Source organism: Rhodococcus sp. AQ5-07, from assembly GCF_009707305.1.
GTDB classification, from domain to species: Bacteria; Actinomycetota; Actinomycetes; order Mycobacteriales; family Mycobacteriaceae; genus Rhodococcus_F; species Rhodococcus_F erythropolis.
The window spans coordinates 5,229,807-5,245,830 of sequence record NZ_CP046099.1; the positions used below are offsets into that span (position 1 = coordinate 5,229,807).

Here is a 16,024-nt window from a genome sequence, read left to right on the forward strand (position 1 = left end):
GAGCGGAGCTCCCTAGGCCTTCCACCACGGGCGAAGCGGCACATGCGCCTCACCCTTGGGGCCGAGCTTGACGGCCAGAACCTGGTGCAGCTGAACGACGTTGCGCTCGAACCCGAGTCGTGAGCCGGCCATGTACAGGCCCCAGACGCGTGCGGTTCCCTCGCCGACCTCGGCGACGCAGGCGTCCCAGTTGTCGACGAGATTCTGGCACCATCCGGCGAGCGTCAGTGCGTAGTGCTCGCGCAGGTTCTCCTCGTGGCGCACCTCGAGACCGACGTTCTGGATCTCGGAGATGATGCGACCCGAACCGGTGAGCTCCCCGTCGGGGAAGACGTACCGGTCGATGAATCCGCCTGCCTTGGCACTGCTTCGGTTGTCCGGACGGGTGATGCAGTGGTTGAGCAGACGCCCACCTTCACGCAGCTTGCCCTTGAGGAACTCGAAGTACGCCGGGTAGTTTCCGACGCCGATGTGCTCGGTCAGGCCGATGGAGGACACTGCGTCGAATCCCGTCTCGGCCACGTCGCGGTAGTCGGAGAAACGGACCTGGGCGAGATCGGCGAGGCCCTCGTCCTCGATGGCCTTCTGTGCCCAATCCGCTTGCTCGCGTGAGAGAGTCACGCCGATCACCTTGACACCGCGTCGGGCCGCGTAGCGAACCATCGAGCCCCAGCCGCAACCGATGTCGAGAAGTCGATCACCCTTCTGGAGTCCGAGCTTCTCGAACACCAGGCGGTACTTGTTCTCCTGGGCTTCTTCGAGCGTCTGTTCCGCATTGTCGTAGGCGGCACAGGTGTACGTCATGGACGGGCCGAGGACGTACTCGTAGAAGGTGTTGGAGACGTCGTAATGGTGATGGATGACTTCGGCGTCACGAGTCTTGGAGTGACGCAGTCCTTCTGCGACGCGACGCCAGCGAGGAAGGTGTTCCTGGGGCGGCGGGGCGATGGGTCGCAACAGATCCCAGCCCAGTGAGCGGGTGATGCTGGCGAGTGTCAGTGCCGACGGGCGCTTGAGGTGGAGTTCGTCACCCATGATGCGCAGGATCTCGTACGGATCACCGGGGTGAACACCCTCGGCTTCGAGATCGCCGGAGACGTACGCACGGGCCATGCCGAGATCGCCGGGCGCCGTTGCGAGATAAGTGGTTCCGCGAGTCGACTTGAGGTGCAGTCCGTAGTCGGCATCTTCTGGGCCGGCGGTGCTGCCGTCGTACGCGGTGAATCGAAGCGGCAGCATGCCGTCGGAAAGCGTCTCGAGAATCTCGGCAATAGAGAGCTTGTCCTGGCTTTTGGAGTCTTTGAACGTGGTCATTTACGTTGCACCGCCTTAGAGAATAGATCCAATAAACGGGATTTCGGGTCGTAGCGTTCCTTGAGTCCGATGTACCGGTCGCCGCCGTAGTACAGCTCCTCGAAGTCTTCCTTCGAGTAGTAGGAGTCGGAGTAGAGCGATTTGTGTCCGTCGAAATCGCTGACCTTTTCTTCGATCAGTCGATTTGCTGCCCCCTCGCGCTCGCCGGGAACGATCGGCACCGAAGACCAGAAGCCGATGTTGACGTAGGTGCGCTTGGGTTCGAGGGGGTAGAGGGGCCACGGCCGAGAAGCTGAGGCAGCTGCCGGGCTGGGCTCACGAAGACGCAACGGGCACAACCACAGTGGTTCGATCGGAATTTCCTCGAGGAACCAAGAGACGAAGTCCGCGGTTCGTTCGATGGGTACCTCGACGTCCTGGACGACGCGTTCGCGCGGGGGCTTGCCCTTGCGCTTTTCGAGGCGATCTCCGATGTCGTACTTGTGGTCGAGGGCGATCAGCTTCCAGTAGAAGCTGCTGCGCAGGTACTGCTTGGGCCAGAAGCGTCGAATCTTCGGGTTCTGTGCACCGAAAGCCCGTGAGCACCAGAACCAGTCGGTATCCCAGCGCCACAGGTAGTCCCGAATGGTCAAGCGATCCGTCTTGGGCTGTGTGAGTGACGGATGCTGGATCGACCGGTAGAAGATGTCCTGGTCGGTGTAATCGCTGACCGGGCCTTCCTCGTCGGTTTGCACGCCGAGTGTGAGGTAGCTCTCGGAATCGGTGAAGACCACCCCGTCGAGGTAGTCGACGGCGATCCCGTCGTACTCGCGCTCGGTGACGATGCGATCCATCGTTTCTTCGAGCTTCTTCAACGAATCGAAGCGCACGTGACGCAGGGCGACGTACTTCTTGACCGGTTCGAGTGCGATCTTCAATCGCGTCGAATAGCCAAGTGTGCCGTAGGAATTGGGGAAACCGAAGAACAGTTCGGCGTGTTCGCCGTCCGGCGTAGCGGTGATGATCTCGCCGCTCCCGGTCAGTACGTCGATTTCGAGCACCGACTCGTGTGGCAGGCCGTTGCGGAACGAGGTGGACTCGATGCCCAGGCCCGTCACCGCACCGCCCAGGGTGATGGTCTTGAGTTGAGGTACGACCAGTGGCGCCAGACCGTAGGGCAGTGTCGCGTCGACGAGGTCTTCGTAGGTGCACATGCCGGCGACGTCGGCTGTGTGCGCCTGCGCATCGACGGCGATGACACCTGCCAGACCGCTGACGTCGAGGCCGGGGGCCGACGTCTTGGCGCGAGCGCGGAACAGATTGGATGTCTTCTTTGCCAGGCGTACAGAAGCATCGGCGGGAATGGCGCGGTATGACGCGAGTAGGCGTTCGACGCCTTCTCTGTGCTGCTCGAACCCCATTTCACGCGCAGCATCGGAACCCGGGCCTTGCTTTGTCCGGATTCGATCTAACTTCTGAACTACCCCATTGAACGAGAGAGTCACACCCTGACGCTATCGGTAGTTGCGTGTGCAAGCTATCCGGAGGGGTATTAATGCCCGAATTTGATCGAGTTGTTGCAATCGAACTCGGTAAATGCTCCGAGTGGTGAACCAGCTCACACGGAATGGGTAGATGGTCGAGATACCCGGGCGCAGCAGGCAGTATGGAAAGGAATATCTGCGCAGTTCGAGGTGCGGATTCGGGTAGTCATTCGCGGTATCGAGCCGCGTTGGTCGAGCAAGGAGACGTAGGGCATATGGGTCAGGTCAATGCAATGAGTTCGATAGTCGTCACAGCAGCACCCGACAAGGTGCTCGCGGCGCTCGCGGACTACGAGACGGTTCGCCCGCGGATCCTGTCCGAGCAGTACCTCGACTACAAGGTCGTCGAAGGCGGCCAGGGTGACGGCACCGTCGCGCAGTGGACGCTGAAGGCGACGGAAAAGCGCTCGCGCAACGTCAAGTCCACCGTTACGGTCGACGGCAACGTCATCACCGAGAAGGACGCGAACTCCAGTCTCGTCACCACCTGGACCGTTGCCCCCAACGGCACCGGAACGACGGTGACGACGCTCACCCAGTGGCAGGGTGCCACCGGTATCGGCGGTTTCTTCGAGCGCACGTTCGCCCCGAAGGGTCTGCAGCGCATCCAGGCCCAGGTCCTGGACAACCTCAAGCGCGAACTCGTCTAACTGATCCTGCATCACCGAGATGGCGTCGTACCTTCACCGGTACGGCGCCTTCTTTCATGGGCCGGTAATGATCCGCCCCAATTCGGTGAGTGCGGGGTTTCCGCTTTCCCAGTAGTCGCTGTGAACTCCGAACCCAGGCTGCCCGGGTGATCCGGCGAACATCTGCGCGCCGAATTCCGGATCCGACGGGTCGAACCCGTGGACTCCGAGGATCTTGGGGATCAATTGGACCGGATCCCAGAAGGCCGTCGTCGAATGAACATGGCGCGCCACCTCGTCCGAGTCGACGCCGTCCAGGCTCAGTTCGTTCACGCGCTCGACATCGACGCCCGGACTTGCGACAAAAACCAGTTCGTCGACATCGAGAGAAGCGCCACGGGTAGTCGCAGCACCGACGACGGTGCTGCCGTAGGAATGACCGATCACCACGTTGTGCGACGGCTGACCGTCATGCGAGGTTCGTAACCCGTCCTGGAAGCTGTCCAGCCTCGGCGCCGCGGAGTTGGCGTACCGATCCGAGGCTGCATCGGGAATGCCTGGGGGAGCGTCGTATCCGGACCACAGGATCACTGATGTGGCTTCCGTTGGCGCCGCCGCGACCGCCGCGTCGTACATGGCCTTGGTTCGTTGCAGATCTCCGCCGACGCCCGACAGCCCGGAGCCGGTTCCGGGAACCAGTGTTGCGACGTTGTCGGCGGCATCGGGATTACCGACTGCCACTACGGCGTGCCCATCCGTGACCGAGAGAAGGAACGTGTCCGGTCGCAGTTCGCCGCGCACGGCCGTGTATCCGGCAGCTACCGTTCGATCCGGCAACTGCTCGAGCGCAGAGAGGTACCGCCGGTTGTAGTAGTCCCGGTCGAGAGCGGGAAGGCCGTCGCGGCTACCGATGGACGGATCCCACCTCGCCAACGCGTCTTTCTCGTTGGGAGTGAGCGATTCCCACAGTCGGTGTAGCTCCGTTGGTGTCCCGGGGAGTGTCGACCTCCCATCGATGATGTCGACGACAATGCGGTTGAGGCGATCAGTCTGATTGCCAAGGAGTGATCCGATCTCCCGGAATGCCTCACCCAGAGCAGTCGCGGCCCGGTTGTCTTCATCGTCGAGTGCGGTCAATGCAGTGGAGATCCTCTGCTGAAAAATCTCTGCAGCCGTGGCGTTTTCGGAATCTTGCATGACGTCGGCCAGATTCCACGGCTGCTTCGTCTCAGGCGCCGATACAGCTCCACTGTCTGACACCGTCAAGCCGTGTTCGAGAGTCGCCTCCTCGACCAGGTCCAGAACTGATTTTCGCGCCGCCCCGATCGTATTGGCCGCTCCGCCATACAGATCCGCAACTACGCGAACCGCAATCGACAGCCGCGACGAGGAAAGCGAGATGCCAGACCACTGCACTGCCGCCGCGCTCGACGCTTGTCCCTGCCAGAATTCGCGGACGGCGTCGATGCTGCGTCCGGCGTCATTGCCGAGAGCTTCGATCTGCCGGTCGATGTCGATCAGTTCCGAAGTGCTCGTGCGCAATTTCTCCGGTGACCACGTTCGAAGCTGAGAGACGGTGGACTGCATCAGTAGGCTCCGCGCAGTTCGGACACCACTTCGCCCTCGGCAGCGTCGTACAGACGTGCTGCGGCAGCGGTTCCCGACGCCATGAGTCCCAATTGCGTAGCCAGGTGCCGGTACGCGTCGGCGATGACGCCGGCATTCCCAGCCGACACAGCCGCGACAGCGGACGAGTTCAGGGCCGCCGCGGCTTCGAAAATCGGGCCGGCGGAATCGATCCCCGAGATCTGATCCGCAATTCGAGACAGATCAGCTGAAAGTTGCTGCAGAGCAGCGAAATCTACCTGAAGTATCGGCCCCATGGCAGAACCGTATCCAGGTGAGCTGGCTAGCGGGACGGTGCCGAGTTTCCTGTGGACAATCGGGATTTCTCCACAGTAGCGAGGTCAGGGGGTTGTCAGGAAGGCGGTGACTCCGCTGGTGACGGCGGTTGCATACTCCTGCTGACCGTCCGGGCTCGTCATGCGCGCTGCCTCGTCGGCATTTCGCATGTTGCCGAGTTCGACCAGAATCGACGGCCGCTGCGAAAGATTGAGTCCCGTCAGATCGGCGCGTGGCGCCAAGCCGTCGTCACCGATGTAGGTCGACGGGGTGAGCCCGGCGGTGACGAGTGAGTCGCGCATGGTTTCGGCAAAGGCGACGGACGGGCCGGCCTGCACCGTGTTCAGCGGGGGCGCGGAGTAGCAGACGTGGAAACCCTCGGCCCCGGCTGCTGCGCCGTCCGCGTGAATGCTCACCACTACGTCGGCGCCGGAGGAATTGGCGGCTTCGGCGCGTGCGTCGACGCATGATCCGACGCTGACGTCATCGGGTCGACTCAGGACGACAGTTGCGCCTTGGCCTTCGAGCTCGCTCTTGACCAGGCTCGCGACTTCCCAGTTGAAGGTGTGCTCGGGGAACCCGGCATCGGTGTTGGTGCCGGTGGTCTGGCAGTTCTTGGTGCCGCCGCGGCCCGTGGGGACCTGGGTGTTGATGCTGTCGTCGTTCGCCCCGCTGTGCCCGGGATCGAGGAAGACGACCTTGCCGGTGAGCGCAGCGGGGACGTCAGCGGCCACAGTGCTGAGCGGAGACACCTCGACCGAAGTCGTGGCCTCGGCAGTCTCGGTCGGAATCGTGCACGCAGCGCTCAGAAGCCCAGCCCCGACCACGGCGATCAGGGCAGTGGAGCGGAACACACGTGATGCCATGTTTGACCTACCTGACGGTTTTACGGTGTCTGACTGGTTCCGGCGCACCCGCTCACGGTAGCGCGCACCGACTACGCTGGTGGGGATAACTCTGTAGAAAGGACCGCTCGTGCAACCAGGTGGAGCACCCGACATGTCTGCTCTGTTGGCTCAGGCTCAGCAGATGCAGCAGCAATTGATGGCGGCGCAGCAGGAAATGGCTCAGGCCGAAGTGACCGGTCAGGCCGGTGGCGGACTGGTTGTCGCCACGGTCAAGGGCACCGGCGAGGTTGTCGGTCTGCAGATCGATCCCAAGGTCGTCGACCCCGAAGACGTCGAGACGCTGCAGGATCTGGTGATCGGCGCGATCGAGGACGCTTCGCGCAAAGCACAGGAAGTCGCTGCTGAGAAGCTCGGCCCGTTGGCCGGCGGACTCGGCGGAGGCCTTCCCGGTCTCCCCGGCTTCTAGAAACGAGAACGCGTGTACGAAGGTCCGGTTCAGGATCTGATCGACGAACTCGGGAAGCTTCCCGGAGTCGGGCCGAAGAGCGCTCAACGCATCGCTTTTCACCTGCTCTCCGTGGAGCCTCCCGAGATCGACCGTTTGAAAAATGCATTGCAGCGCATCCGTGACGGCGTTCAGTTCTGCACGGTGTGCGGAACTGTGTCCGATCAGGAGAAGTGCCGCATCTGCGCCGACGCGCGTCGCGATCGCACGGTGATCTGCGTCGTGGAGGAACCGAAGGACGTCCAGGCTGTCGAGCGCACCCGTGAGTTCAAGGGTCGCTACCACGTGCTCGGCGGTGCGCTCAATCCGCTCTCGGGGATCGGGCCTGACCAGTTGCGTATCCGGGAGTTGTTGGCTCGCATCGCAAATCAGGAGGACGGCGTCGACGTGTCCGAGGTCATCATCGCCACCGACCCCAACACGGAGGGTGAGGCGACAGCCACCTATCTCGTTCGCATGATGCGAGACATTCCGGGGCTGACGGTGTCTCGGTTGGCCTCGGGTCTTCCGATGGGTGGCGATCTCGAATTCGCAGACGAGTTGACGCTGGGTCGGGCACTGTCCGGCCGTCGTGAATTGTCGCGGAACGCTTGATGAGCGGCACGGAGCAAGGTCAGCAGGTGCGTCGTACGTCCGAGCAGACGCGTGCGCAGATCATCGCGTCGGCCGGGAAAGCATTCGCGACTCGGCCGTACCGCGAAATCACGCTCAAGGACATCGCCGAAGACGCAGGCGTCAGCGCACCTCTGATCATCAAGTACTTCGGTTCCAAAGAGCAGTTGTACGACGAGTTGGTCGACTTCCGGGCAGCGGCGGTCACGGTCTTCGACGCCCCGAACGACTCGCTCGGCGAGCGCATGGTCTCGCTGTTCACCAAGCCGTTGGAGTCGTACAAGCCGCTGTCCATGAGCTTGTTGTTCATGAGCGGCGTCAGTGAAGAGAGCAACCGCAAGCTGCGCGAGAACTATTCGACGCAGATGATCGACACCCTCGCCGCTCGCCTGTCCGGCCCCGACGCGAGATTGCGCGCGGAACTGGCGATGTCGATGGTGGTTGGAGTGGCGATCATGCGCCGACGGATGATGGCCGGCCATGCCACCGGCACCCAGGACGAAGTGGTTGCGCTGTACGCACCACTTGTCCAAAAGCTGCTCGACGGGTGAGCGGCATCACAATTCTTGCTTGGTAAATATCCGTTCACCTAATGTAGGTGAACGGATATTTACCTAGTGGGAACAGGCGGTGTGGGGTGACGACGCTCGACCGTCCGCCGGGCACGCCTGCAGCCACCACCCCCGACGCGAGTCTCGCGCAGCCGCGCTCCCGCTTTCTCTTCCCCATCGTTGTCGCCGCCGCCGTGTTCCAGGCTGTTCTGCAGACGGTCATCGTTCCACTGCTGCCGGAGTTGCCGCACTTCACAGGCGCTGGACGCACGGCCGTGTCCTGGCTGGTGACCGTAACGCTGCTGGTCGGCGCCGTCGTCACTCCCATCTTCGGCCGGCTCGCCGACATGTTCGGCAAGAAGAAGATGCTTCTGGTTGCCTTCTCGATGATGACTCTCGGCTCGATGTTGTGTGCGCTGTCGTCGGACATCGCTGTCCTCATCTTCGCGAGAGCGTTGCAGGGAGCCGGGTCGGCGGTCATCCCCATCGGAATCTCCATGCTGCGTGACGAATTGCCACGCAACAAGGTCAATGGCGCAGTGGCCATGATGAGTTCGACGCTCGGCGTCGGAACCGCTTTGGGCATACCGTTTTCTGCGATGATCGCGCAGTACTCGAACTGGCACGTCCTGTTCTGGGTAACCACCGCCATCGGGCTGTCCGTGACTCTTGCTGCGGTGCTGTTCATTCGAGAGTCCGAGCCGAATCCGTCGGGAAGATTCGACGGCGTCGGGGCTGTCGGTCTGAGCGCCGCGATGATCGCTCTGCTCGTGCCGATCACTCAGGGATCGAGTTGGGGATGGACCAGCGGAGCGGTGATCTCCATGCTGGCCGCGTCGGCGGTGCTGTTCACGCTCTGGGTAATTCAACAGCGGCGCAACGTCAATCCGCTGGTCGACGTCCGTGCTCTCGTGAAGCGTGCGGTGTTGATCCCGCATCTGGCGGCTCTGCTGGTCGGGTTCGCATTTTTCGGGAACACACTGATCACTACACAACTCCTCCAGGGGATGAAGGGGCCGGGCGCCGGGTACGGCCTGTCGATCATCGCAGCAGCGCTCTGCCAGATTCCGGCGAGTATCGCGATGGTGCTGTTCTCACCGGTTGCGGTGCGGATCACCGACCGCTTCGGTTCACGGACCGCGATGTTGACCGGTGCCGTGTTCCTCGCCGGCGGGTACGGGATTCACGCCGTTGCCGGTAAGCCGCTGTGGGGAGTGGTTGCAGCACTGGGCATCACAGCAGTCGGGACCGCCATCGTCTACAGCACGCTCTCGCTGCTGATTCTGGTTGCCGTGCCTCGACAGCGACTGGCGGCAGCCAACGGGGTGAACTCACTTCTGCGGACGTCCGGAAGCACGATCTGCAGCGCGACGGTGGCAACGATCCTCGCCGCGTTCGTGATCAGCGGTTCGGAACATTCCACGTCGTGGACCGGATTCTCCGTCGCCTACCTGGTGTGCGCGGGCTGCGCCGTGGTCGTGTTCGCAGTGTCGATCCTGTTGCCGCAGGGGCGAACCCCGAAACATCTGGACCTGCCGGATCTCGTCAGGCGACCCTGAATCCCGAGAGGAAGAGTGTGATCATCAGATCCGCGAACTCTTCGGTGGTGTATTTCTGGCGGTCCGGCCAATGCGTGGTCGACCACAGGGTGTCTCGTACTGATCGATAGAAAATCTCCGGGGCCACGTCTTTGCGGAAGATTCCCTGATCGACGCCTTCGGCGATCGCTTTCATCCAATGCTCGCGGACTTGGCGGGAAGGACCGTCGACGGATTGCAGGAGATCGTTGTCGCGTAGATACGCCCGATCGTTCTGGTAGATCGCCGTCGGGTGCGGGTGCAGTTCGATGACGACCAGGGTCTCGCGGATCAGGCCGCGTAGGACGTCCTCGGGGTCGTTCGCCGTCTTCTCCACCTGATCGAAGCGGAGTTGAATGTCGGTGATGAAGCCGCGCATGAGCTCGGCGACTATCGCATTCTTCGACTTGAAGTAGTGGTAAAGGCTGCCCGAGAACACTCCAGCGGCGTCGCCGATCTCGCGAACGGTCGTGGTGGCGACACCCTTCCTGGCGAACAGCTCGGCTGAGCTCTCCAGGATCTTCTCCCGACGATCTGGTGATGCCACTGAAATCTCCACTGGTTGTCGGTCCTGCTCAGAGCAGGGTTTCGCGGGTGCCGGGCTGCCGGCGTCGAACGTAGCGCAATCCTGCCTGATGGCTCCGGCTCGAACCAATTCGTCGGTGAGATCGCGTGTTTCCACTTCCGGATTCCTATGCTAGCTTCAAAATCAAGCGCTTGCTCAACTTTCGTTCACGGAGGATTTCAGTGCAGAGCCTGCAGACGCAGTTTCCGAATTTCATCGGCGCAGAGGCTGAACCACCCCGCGTCGCCCGCTACGCCGTCAACGAGGCGATGATCCGCAACTGGGTCGAGGCACACGACGACCGCAACTCGATCTACGTCGACGCCGAAGCTGCTCGCAGCACTGGCCGTCGAGACGTCGTCTGCCCACCCGCCATGATCTCGACCTGGGTGATGGCGGGCTACCGCCGCTATCGGCAGGTCCAACAACTTCGCGCCGACGGAGCCTCCGAGGATTTCGCCTATTCACGACTACTCGGGCTGTTGGACGAGGCCGGCTACACGTCCGTAGTCGCGACCAACGTCGAGCAGGAGTATTTCGCGGAGTTGAGTCCCGGAGACCACGTCACCGCATATTTCACCATCGAAGCGATCTCACCGTTCAAACAGACGGCTCTCGGTCACGGGTGCTTCATCACTCTGTTCAAGAAGTACGTGGACCAGGACGGAAAGACGCTGGTCGAAGAGCGCTTTCGACTGCTCAGATTCAAACCAGATACCCAGACAGATACCAAGCCCGAAGCCCAGGAGGTAATCGCATGAGCGAGACTGGCTCCCGCCACACCGCGGTGCCGAGACTCACCGTCACCGACGACAACGATTTCTTCTTCTCCGCGGCCAAAGAGGGTCGCCTCGAGATCCAACGGTGTGCGGATTGCAAGACACTGCGCCACCCGCCAGCGCCCGCCTGCCCGGAATGCCGCTCGTTCAGTTGGGACACAGTCGAATCCACGCGGCGATGCACGTTGCACAGCTTCACGGTCATTCATCACCCGAAGGATCCTGCCTTCGAGTACCCGCTCGCCGTCGGACTCGTCGATCTCGAAGAAGGGACGCGTCTGGTTGCCGACATCGCGGGCATCGATCACGAGGAACTCGAATTCGGTATGGAACTCGAAGTGGCGTTCTCCGAGCACGCCCACGGGGAGATGCTGCCGCAACTGAGGCGACGGGGATCGGCGCAGTGACGAATCTTTTTGATTACGAGGTAGGTTCGGCCCTTCCCAGCCTCGAACTGCCGTTGGACCGAACGCTCATCGTCGCCACGGCGATCGCTTCTCAGGATTTCGAGGACGTGCATCACGATCCGGGCAAGGCGCAGGATCGCGGAACTCCCGACATCTTCATGAGCATCAACACCACCAACGGGCTCATCGACCGCTACATCACCGACTGGTCAGGCCCGGGATCGCGAATCGTCAAAACATCACTACGGCTTGGTGTTCCGAACTTTCCCGGAGACACCATGACGTTCACCGGCAAAGTGATCGACACCGACGGCCGGGCGCTCACCGTGACGGTTCTCGGCAAGAACGCTCGCGGAACGCACGTGACAGCCGACGTGACTCTCGAACCGGCGGAAAGGGTAATCGCATGACACGAGGATTTTCGAGGCAAGCCGCCATCGCCGGGATCGGCGCCACCGAGTTCTCCAAGAACTCCGGCCGCAGTGAATGGCAGTTGGCGTGCGAATCCGTGATCGCCGCGCTCGACGACGCTCACATCGAGGCAGAAGAGGTGAACGGATTTGCACTGTTCACCATGGAGAACAATCCCGAGATTGCGGTCGCACGCGCTCTCGGGATCCCGGAACTGACGTTCTTCAGTCGTATTCCACACGGCGGCGGCGGTGCCTGCGCACCGGTTCAACAAGCAGCGCTTGCCGTCGCCAGTGGTGTCGCCGACGTTGTGGTCGTCTACCGTGCCTTCAACGAAAGATCAGGTCACCGATTCGGCGCCGGGCCACCACCCTTTGCGTACAACGCGTCGACGGACCAGGAGTATCGGAACTGGATCAACCCGTACGGGCTTCTGACGCCGGCGCAGCAGGAAGCCTTCCTCGCCAAGCTCTACATGCACAAGTACGGGGCAACCAGCGCCGACTTCGGTCAGATCTCGGTTCTCTCACGCAAGCATGCCGCGAACAACCCGAAGGCCTGGTTCTACGAACGCCCGATCACCATCGAGGATCATCAGAACTCGCGCATGATCGCCGACCCCATCCGCCTGCTCGACTGCTGTCAGGAAAGTGACGGCGGACAGGCGCTGGTCATCGTCAGCGCGGAGCGCGCCCGCGACCTGCCGCACAAACCAGCGATCATCAGCGGTGCTGCGCAAGGTGTAGGTCCACAACAGATTTCGATGAGCAGCTACTACCGCGAAGACATCGACAGCATGCCGGAAGTCGAACTCGTGGCGCGCCAACTGTGGGACCAGGCCGGTATCGACCCGGACGACATCGATGCCGCAATTCTCTACGACGCCTTCACCCCGATGGTTCTGCTTCAACTCGAGGAGTACGGATTCTGCGGTCGAGGCGAGGCAAAAGACTTCATCGCCGACGGCAATCTCGAGCTGGACGGTCGCCTGCCGATCAACACCCACGGCGGTCAACTCGGTGAGGGATACATCCACGGCGTCAACGGTATTGCCGAAGGTGTTCGCCTGATCCGCGGTACCTCCACCAACCAACCCACCAAAACTTTGGACAACGTGCTCGTGACCGGCGGCTCTCCCGTCCCGCACAGTGCGCTCGTCCTCTCGGCAGATCGCTGAATCTGCCGCCTATTCGAGAAAGCAGGAACAAGATGAGTGAGCGGATCACCTACGCCAGGGCTACACACGGCGAGGAAGAAATACAGGCGGTTGTCGACGTTTTGCGCAGCGGGCATCAAGGATTGCGCATCGGCAAGAACGTCTTCGAGATGGAAGAACGCATCGCGGCCTTGGCAGGCAAGAAGTTCGGCGTCATGTGCAACTCGGGATCCTCGGGTTTGTACTTGGCAGTCGAGCTGCTCGGACTGCCTGCGGGAAGCGAGATCATCACGTCGCCGTTGACGTTCTCCACCGACATCGCACCGATCGTGCGTGCCGGTCTGGTGCCGGTGTTCGTGGACGTGGAACCCAACACGTTCAACGTCGACGTCACCAAGATCGAGGCAATGGTCACCGAAAAGACCGGTGCCATCCTGATGCCGAACCTCGCCGGCAACTGCCCGGACTGGGACGTCATTCGTAATATCGCTGATCGCCATGGACTCAAGGTGATCGAGGATTCGTGTGACGCGATCGGCGCCACGCTCCGCGGCACTCCCACCGGCTCCCGGGCGGACATCGTCGTCACCAGTTTCTCGATGGCACACATCATCACGTGCGCGGGAACCGGCGGAATGGTGTGCGTCGACGACGAAGCCAGCCGCGACAAGGCGCTCCTGCTTCGCCGCTGGGGCCGTCGCAGCGAGCCAAACCTGTTCGGTAGCACCAAATCCGGCCGAGTCTTCCGTGAAGAACTCGACGGCGTCGACTACGACAACGACTTCATCTTCGAGCTCATGTCATGGAACTTCGAGCCCTCCGAACTCGGCGCAGCCTACGGCGTCGTGCAGCTCGACAAGCTGGAAGAGAACTACAAGACGCGTAAGGCGACGTTTGCGGCCTTCACGGCGGCATACGGCGCCCATCCTGAATTCTTCACGACGCCGGTAGAACTCGACGGTCTCGATACGGCGTGGCTGTGTTACCCGGTGATGATCAACGAGAACGCCCCCTTCACGCGCAGCGACCTGCAGGAAGCCATCGAGGCCGACGGTATCGACACACGAACTGTGTGGAGCGGCAACGTCACTCGTCACCCGATGATGAACAACATCGAGTTCCGTCAGCCGGCCGAAGGATTGCCGGAAGCCGACGCGGTTTTCGCCCGAGGAATGACACTCGGCATGAGTCACGGCCTGCGTGAAGACGAAGTTGCACGGATCGCGGAGAGCATCAATCGCTTCGCCTCGAAGTTCAAATAGCATGACGAGGCGCTTTGACGGCCGCCGAGCGCTTGTCACCGGTTCCAGTCGCGGAATCGGTGCGGGCGTCGCAGAGCGACTGGCAGCCGAGGGTGCCGACGTCGCCCTCGTGGCTCGGACGCTCGGCACGCATGCAACCCTGCCGGGCAGTCTCGAAGAGACTGCGGCTCGAATTGCCAAGTACGGAACCAAAGTCGAGATAGTTGTCGCAGATCTGACGGACGAGCAGCAGCGCGACACGGTGGTGCCGCTGGCGATCGAGAAGCTTGGCGGGACGATCGACATCCTGGTGAACAACGCGGCAGCGGCGATCTATCAGCCGCTGTCGGATTACCCACTGCGGCGGCGACGTTTGATGTTCGAGGCAAATGTCCATGCACCGCTCGATCTGATGCAAGCCGTGGTGCCGGGGATGGTGGCAAGCGGATACGGCTGGATCGTGAACGTGTCCAGCGGCACCGTCAAACCGTGGCATGGCCCGCCGTTCACGTGGGTCGAACCGGGAACTTCCATGACCGTGTACGGCGCGTCCAAAGCAGCGCTCAACAGGATGCGCAACGGCATGGGCGTGGAACTTTACGGCCAGGGGGTTCGCGTCAACACGGTTCAACCGCGGGCAGCGGTGCTCAGTGAGGGCGCCAGAGTCCTGGTCGGTGAGACTATCCGGCCGGATCAGGTCGAATCTATGGAAGAAATGGTGGAAGCGGTCACAGCGCTGTGTGATTGCGACACCGAGTTCACCGCGCGCTCGAGCGTCAGCTTGGACCTGATCGACGAGTGGTCCCTGACCGTACGCGGTCTGGACGGAACGGCACTACGAACCGAGGAGTTGGCATGAAGCCCGTCATCGTGGACGCAGCACGAACGCCGTTCGGCAAGCGTGAGGGTTGGCTGTCCGGAGTCCACGCGGCGGAACTGTTGGGTTATGCGCAGAGAGGCGTGCTGGATCGGGTGGGCGTGGATCCTGACGCGGTCGACCAGGTCATCGGCGGCTGTGTGACGCCTCTCGGTGAGCAGTTCGGAAACATCGTGCGTACGTCCTGGATGCATGCGGGCCTTCCGTTGAAAGCGGGCTGCACCACGATCGACGCGCAGTGCGGCACAGCGCAGCAATCGGTGCAGTTGATTGCCGGGCAGATTGCCATCGGTGCAGTCGACGTGGGTGTGGCGTGCGGTGTCGAGTTGATGTCCCGCGCTCCGTTGACGTACAAGGTGGGTACCGGCCTGGGAACGCCGCGTCCGGAGTCGTGGTCACTCGATACCGTCGACCAGTACACCGCGGCCGATCGGATTGCTGTCAAACGCGGTTTCAGCCGCGAGGATCTCGACGCCTTCGGGCTGCGCTCGCAGCAGCGGGCGGCGGCGGCGTGGGAGGCAGGACGCTTCGACTCGCACATCATCGATGTGGTCGCTCCGGGCTCTGACGTTCCGGTTCATCGGGATCAGGGTCTGCGCGAATCGAGTCTCGAAGGGCTCGCGAAGCTGCGCACCGTTCAAGAGGGCGGATTGCACACCGCTGGAACGTCTTCGCAGGTCTCGGACGGTGCGAGTGCCGCTCTGCTGATGTCCGAGGATCGAGCCAAGGCCCTCGGCGTGCGGCCGCGCGCAAAGATACTGGCGCAGTGCGTCATCGGCGGTGACACCGAGTTCATGCTCGACGGTCCCGTCGACGCGGCAAACATCGTGCTCGGACGCACCGGGCTGACAATCGACGACATCGATCTGTTCGAGGTCAACGAGGCATTTGCTTCGGTACCGATGTCGTTCGCGCAGGTTCACGGCGTCGATCCCGAATTGCTGAACGTCAACGGTGGTGCAATCGCACTGGGCCACCCGGCCGGTGCAACCGGAATCAGACTGTTGGCCAATGTCATCGACGAACTGGAACGCCGGAACAAGTCCATCGCACTGATCGCGATCTGCGCGTCCGCCGCAACCACCTGCCTGATTCTCGAATGCATCTGACAAGAACCGAAGATTGAG

The 16,024-nt window shown here is 62.0% G+C and carries 18 protein-coding genes; 12 read left to right on the forward strand and 6 right to left on the reverse strand.

The window, feature by feature from the left end; genetic code table 11:
- Positions 1–12: 12 nt before the first annotated feature.
- Complete coding sequence (locus tag GJB56_RS24355; RefSeq protein ID WP_003943932.1) at positions 13–1,314, reverse strand: class I SAM-dependent methyltransferase; 1,302 nt, start codon at positions 1,312–1,314, stop codon at positions 13–15.
- On the reverse strand, positions 1,311–2,714 hold the full coding sequence (locus GJB56_RS24360; protein ID WP_019746543.1) for an FAD-binding oxidoreductase: 1,404 nt from the start codon (positions 2,712–2,714) through the stop codon (positions 1,311–1,313). The genes GJB56_RS24355 and GJB56_RS24360 overlap by 4 nt, the downstream gene beginning before the upstream one ends.
- Positions 2,715–3,052: 338 nt before the next feature.
- Between GJB56_RS24360 and GJB56_RS24370 the strand changes: the two genes are divergently transcribed.
- Complete coding sequence (locus GJB56_RS24370) at positions 3,053–3,487, forward strand: SRPBCC family protein (RefSeq protein WP_113683508.1); 435 nt, start codon at positions 3,053–3,055, stop codon at positions 3,485–3,487.
- 54 nt (positions 3,488–3,541) lie between these two features.
- Here the strand turns inward: GJB56_RS24370 and GJB56_RS24375 are convergent, their stop codons facing one another.
- The 3 genes from GJB56_RS24375 to GJB56_RS24385 all read right to left on the reverse strand — a co-directional run bounded on the left by GJB56_RS24375 (position 3,542) and on the right by GJB56_RS24385 (position 6,234).
- On the reverse strand, positions 3,542–5,053 hold the full coding sequence (locus GJB56_RS24375) for an alpha/beta hydrolase (protein ID WP_113683509.1): 1,512 nt from the start codon (positions 5,051–5,053) through the stop codon (positions 3,542–3,544).
- On the reverse strand, positions 5,053–5,349 hold the full coding sequence (locus GJB56_RS24380) for a hypothetical protein (RefSeq protein ID WP_113683510.1): 297 nt from the start codon (positions 5,347–5,349) through the stop codon (positions 5,053–5,055). The genes GJB56_RS24375 and GJB56_RS24380 overlap by 1 nt, the downstream gene beginning before the upstream one ends.
- Before the next feature lie 84 nt (positions 5,350–5,433).
- On the reverse strand, positions 5,434–6,234 hold the full coding sequence (locus tag GJB56_RS24385) for an Rv3717 family N-acetylmuramoyl-L-alanine amidase (protein ID WP_047888073.1): 801 nt from the start codon (positions 6,232–6,234) through the stop codon (positions 5,434–5,436).
- Between the two features lie 109 nt (positions 6,235–6,343).
- Here GJB56_RS24385 and GJB56_RS24390 point away from each other — a divergent pair, with 109 nt between their 5' ends.
- The 4 genes from GJB56_RS24390 to GJB56_RS24405 all read left to right on the forward strand — a co-directional run bounded on the left by GJB56_RS24390 (position 6,344) and on the right by GJB56_RS24405 (position 9,443).
- Entirely contained in the window at positions 6,344–6,682 is a 339-nt protein-coding gene (locus GJB56_RS24390; protein ID WP_003943929.1) for a YbaB/EbfC family nucleoid-associated protein, read from the forward strand.
- Between the two features lie 12 nt (positions 6,683–6,694).
- A complete protein-coding gene (recR, locus tag GJB56_RS24395; RefSeq protein ID WP_003943917.1) occupies positions 6,695–7,315 on the forward strand; it encodes a recombination mediator RecR in 621 nt (206 codons plus the stop codon).
- Positions 7,315–7,884 carry a TetR/AcrR family transcriptional regulator gene (locus GJB56_RS24400; RefSeq protein WP_007731538.1) on the forward strand — a complete coding sequence of 190 codons (570 nt, stop codon included), beginning with the start codon at positions 7,315–7,317 and terminating at the stop codon, positions 7,882–7,884. Before recR ends, GJB56_RS24400 begins: the two co-directional genes overlap by 1 nt.
- Before the next feature lie 86 nt (positions 7,885–7,970).
- Positions 7,971–9,443 carry an MFS transporter gene (locus GJB56_RS24405; RefSeq protein WP_069147121.1) on the forward strand — a complete coding sequence of 491 codons (1,473 nt, stop codon included), beginning with the start codon at positions 7,971–7,973 and terminating at the stop codon, positions 9,441–9,443.
- Here the strand turns inward: GJB56_RS24405 and GJB56_RS24410 are convergent.
- Positions 9,430–10,143, reverse strand: coding sequence for a TetR/AcrR family transcriptional regulator (locus GJB56_RS24410; RefSeq protein ID WP_175413859.1), 714 nt, complete (start codon positions 10,141–10,143; stop codon positions 9,430–9,432). The two genes, GJB56_RS24405 and GJB56_RS24410, sit on opposite strands and share 14 nt — an antisense overlap.
- Before the next feature lie 65 nt (positions 10,144–10,208).
- On the opposite strand from GJB56_RS24410, the gene GJB56_RS24415 reads away from it, so the two are divergent.
- The 7 genes from GJB56_RS24415 to GJB56_RS24445 are packed head-to-tail and all read left to right on the forward strand — an operon-like array spanning position 10,209 to position 16,006.
- Entirely contained in the window at positions 10,209–10,787 is a 579-nt protein-coding gene (locus tag GJB56_RS24415; protein WP_003943815.1) for an FAS1-like dehydratase domain-containing protein, read from the forward strand.
- Positions 10,784–11,212 (forward strand): Zn-ribbon domain-containing OB-fold protein, encoded by a 429-nt coding sequence (locus GJB56_RS24420; protein ID WP_003943933.1) that lies wholly within the window; start codon positions 10,784–10,786, stop codon positions 11,210–11,212. Before GJB56_RS24415 ends, GJB56_RS24420 begins: the two co-directional genes overlap by 4 nt.
- Complete coding sequence (locus tag GJB56_RS24425) at positions 11,209–11,622, forward strand: acyl dehydratase (protein ID WP_113683511.1); 414 nt, start codon at positions 11,209–11,211, stop codon at positions 11,620–11,622. Before GJB56_RS24420 ends, GJB56_RS24425 begins: the two co-directional genes overlap by 4 nt.
- Positions 11,619–12,800, forward strand: coding sequence for a lipid-transfer protein (locus GJB56_RS24430; protein ID WP_113683512.1), 1,182 nt, complete (start codon positions 11,619–11,621; stop codon positions 12,798–12,800). The genes GJB56_RS24425 and GJB56_RS24430 overlap by 4 nt, the downstream gene beginning before the upstream one ends.
- A gap of 32 nt (positions 12,801–12,832) precedes the next feature.
- Positions 12,833–14,041, forward strand: a complete 1,209-nt coding sequence (locus GJB56_RS24435) for a DegT/DnrJ/EryC1/StrS family aminotransferase (RefSeq protein WP_113683513.1) — start codon at positions 12,833–12,835, stop codon at positions 14,039–14,041.
- A gap of 1 nt (position 14,042) precedes the next feature.
- On the forward strand, positions 14,043–14,879 hold the full coding sequence (locus tag GJB56_RS24440; RefSeq protein WP_113683514.1) for an SDR family NAD(P)-dependent oxidoreductase: 837 nt from the start codon (positions 14,043–14,045) through the stop codon (positions 14,877–14,879).
- Positions 14,876–16,006: a steroid 3-ketoacyl-CoA thiolase gene (locus GJB56_RS24445; protein ID WP_060939254.1), complete on the forward strand. Its 1,131-nt coding sequence runs from the start codon at positions 14,876–14,878 to the stop codon at positions 16,004–16,006. Before GJB56_RS24440 ends, GJB56_RS24445 begins: the two co-directional genes overlap by 4 nt.
- The last annotated feature ends 18 nt before the right edge of the window (positions 16,007–16,024 follow it).

Bases quoted from the DNA above. Each gene is read 5' to 3' on its own strand.
- GJB56_RS24355 (WP_003943932.1), bottom strand. From the start codon at position 1,314: ATGACCACGTTCAAAGACTCCAAAAGCCAGGACAAGCTCTCTATTGCC.
- GJB56_RS24360 (WP_019746543.1), bottom strand. From the start codon at position 2,714: ATGGGGTTCGAGCAGCACAGAGAAGGCGTCGAACGCCTACTCGCGTCA.
- GJB56_RS24370 (WP_113683508.1), top strand. From the start codon at position 3,053: ATGGGTCAGGTCAATGCAATGAGTTCGATAGTCGTCACAGCAGCACCC.
- GJB56_RS24375 (WP_113683509.1), bottom strand. From the start codon at position 5,053: ATGCAGTCCACCGTCTCTCAGCTTCGAACGTGGTCACCGGAGAAATTG.
- GJB56_RS24380 (WP_113683510.1), bottom strand. From the start codon at position 5,349: ATGGGGCCGATACTTCAGGTAGATTTCGCTGCTCTGCAGCAACTTTCA.
- GJB56_RS24385 (WP_047888073.1), bottom strand. From the start codon at position 6,234: ATGGCATCACGTGTGTTCCGCTCCACTGCCCTGATCGCCGTGGTCGGG.
- GJB56_RS24400 (WP_007731538.1), top strand. From the start codon at position 7,315: ATGAGCGGCACGGAGCAAGGTCAGCAGGTGCGTCGTACGTCCGAGCAG.
- GJB56_RS24420 (WP_003943933.1), top strand. From the start codon at position 10,784: ATGAGCGAGACTGGCTCCCGCCACACCGCGGTGCCGAGACTCACCGTC.
- GJB56_RS24430 (WP_113683512.1), top strand. From the start codon at position 11,619: ATGACACGAGGATTTTCGAGGCAAGCCGCCATCGCCGGGATCGGCGCC.
- GJB56_RS24435 (WP_113683513.1), top strand. From the start codon at position 12,833: ATGAGTGAGCGGATCACCTACGCCAGGGCTACACACGGCGAGGAAGAA.
- GJB56_RS24440 (WP_113683514.1), top strand. From the start codon at position 14,043: ATGACGAGGCGCTTTGACGGCCGCCGAGCGCTTGTCACCGGTTCCAGT.
- GJB56_RS24445 (WP_060939254.1), top strand. From the start codon at position 14,876: ATGAAGCCCGTCATCGTGGACGCAGCACGAACGCCGTTCGGCAAGCGT.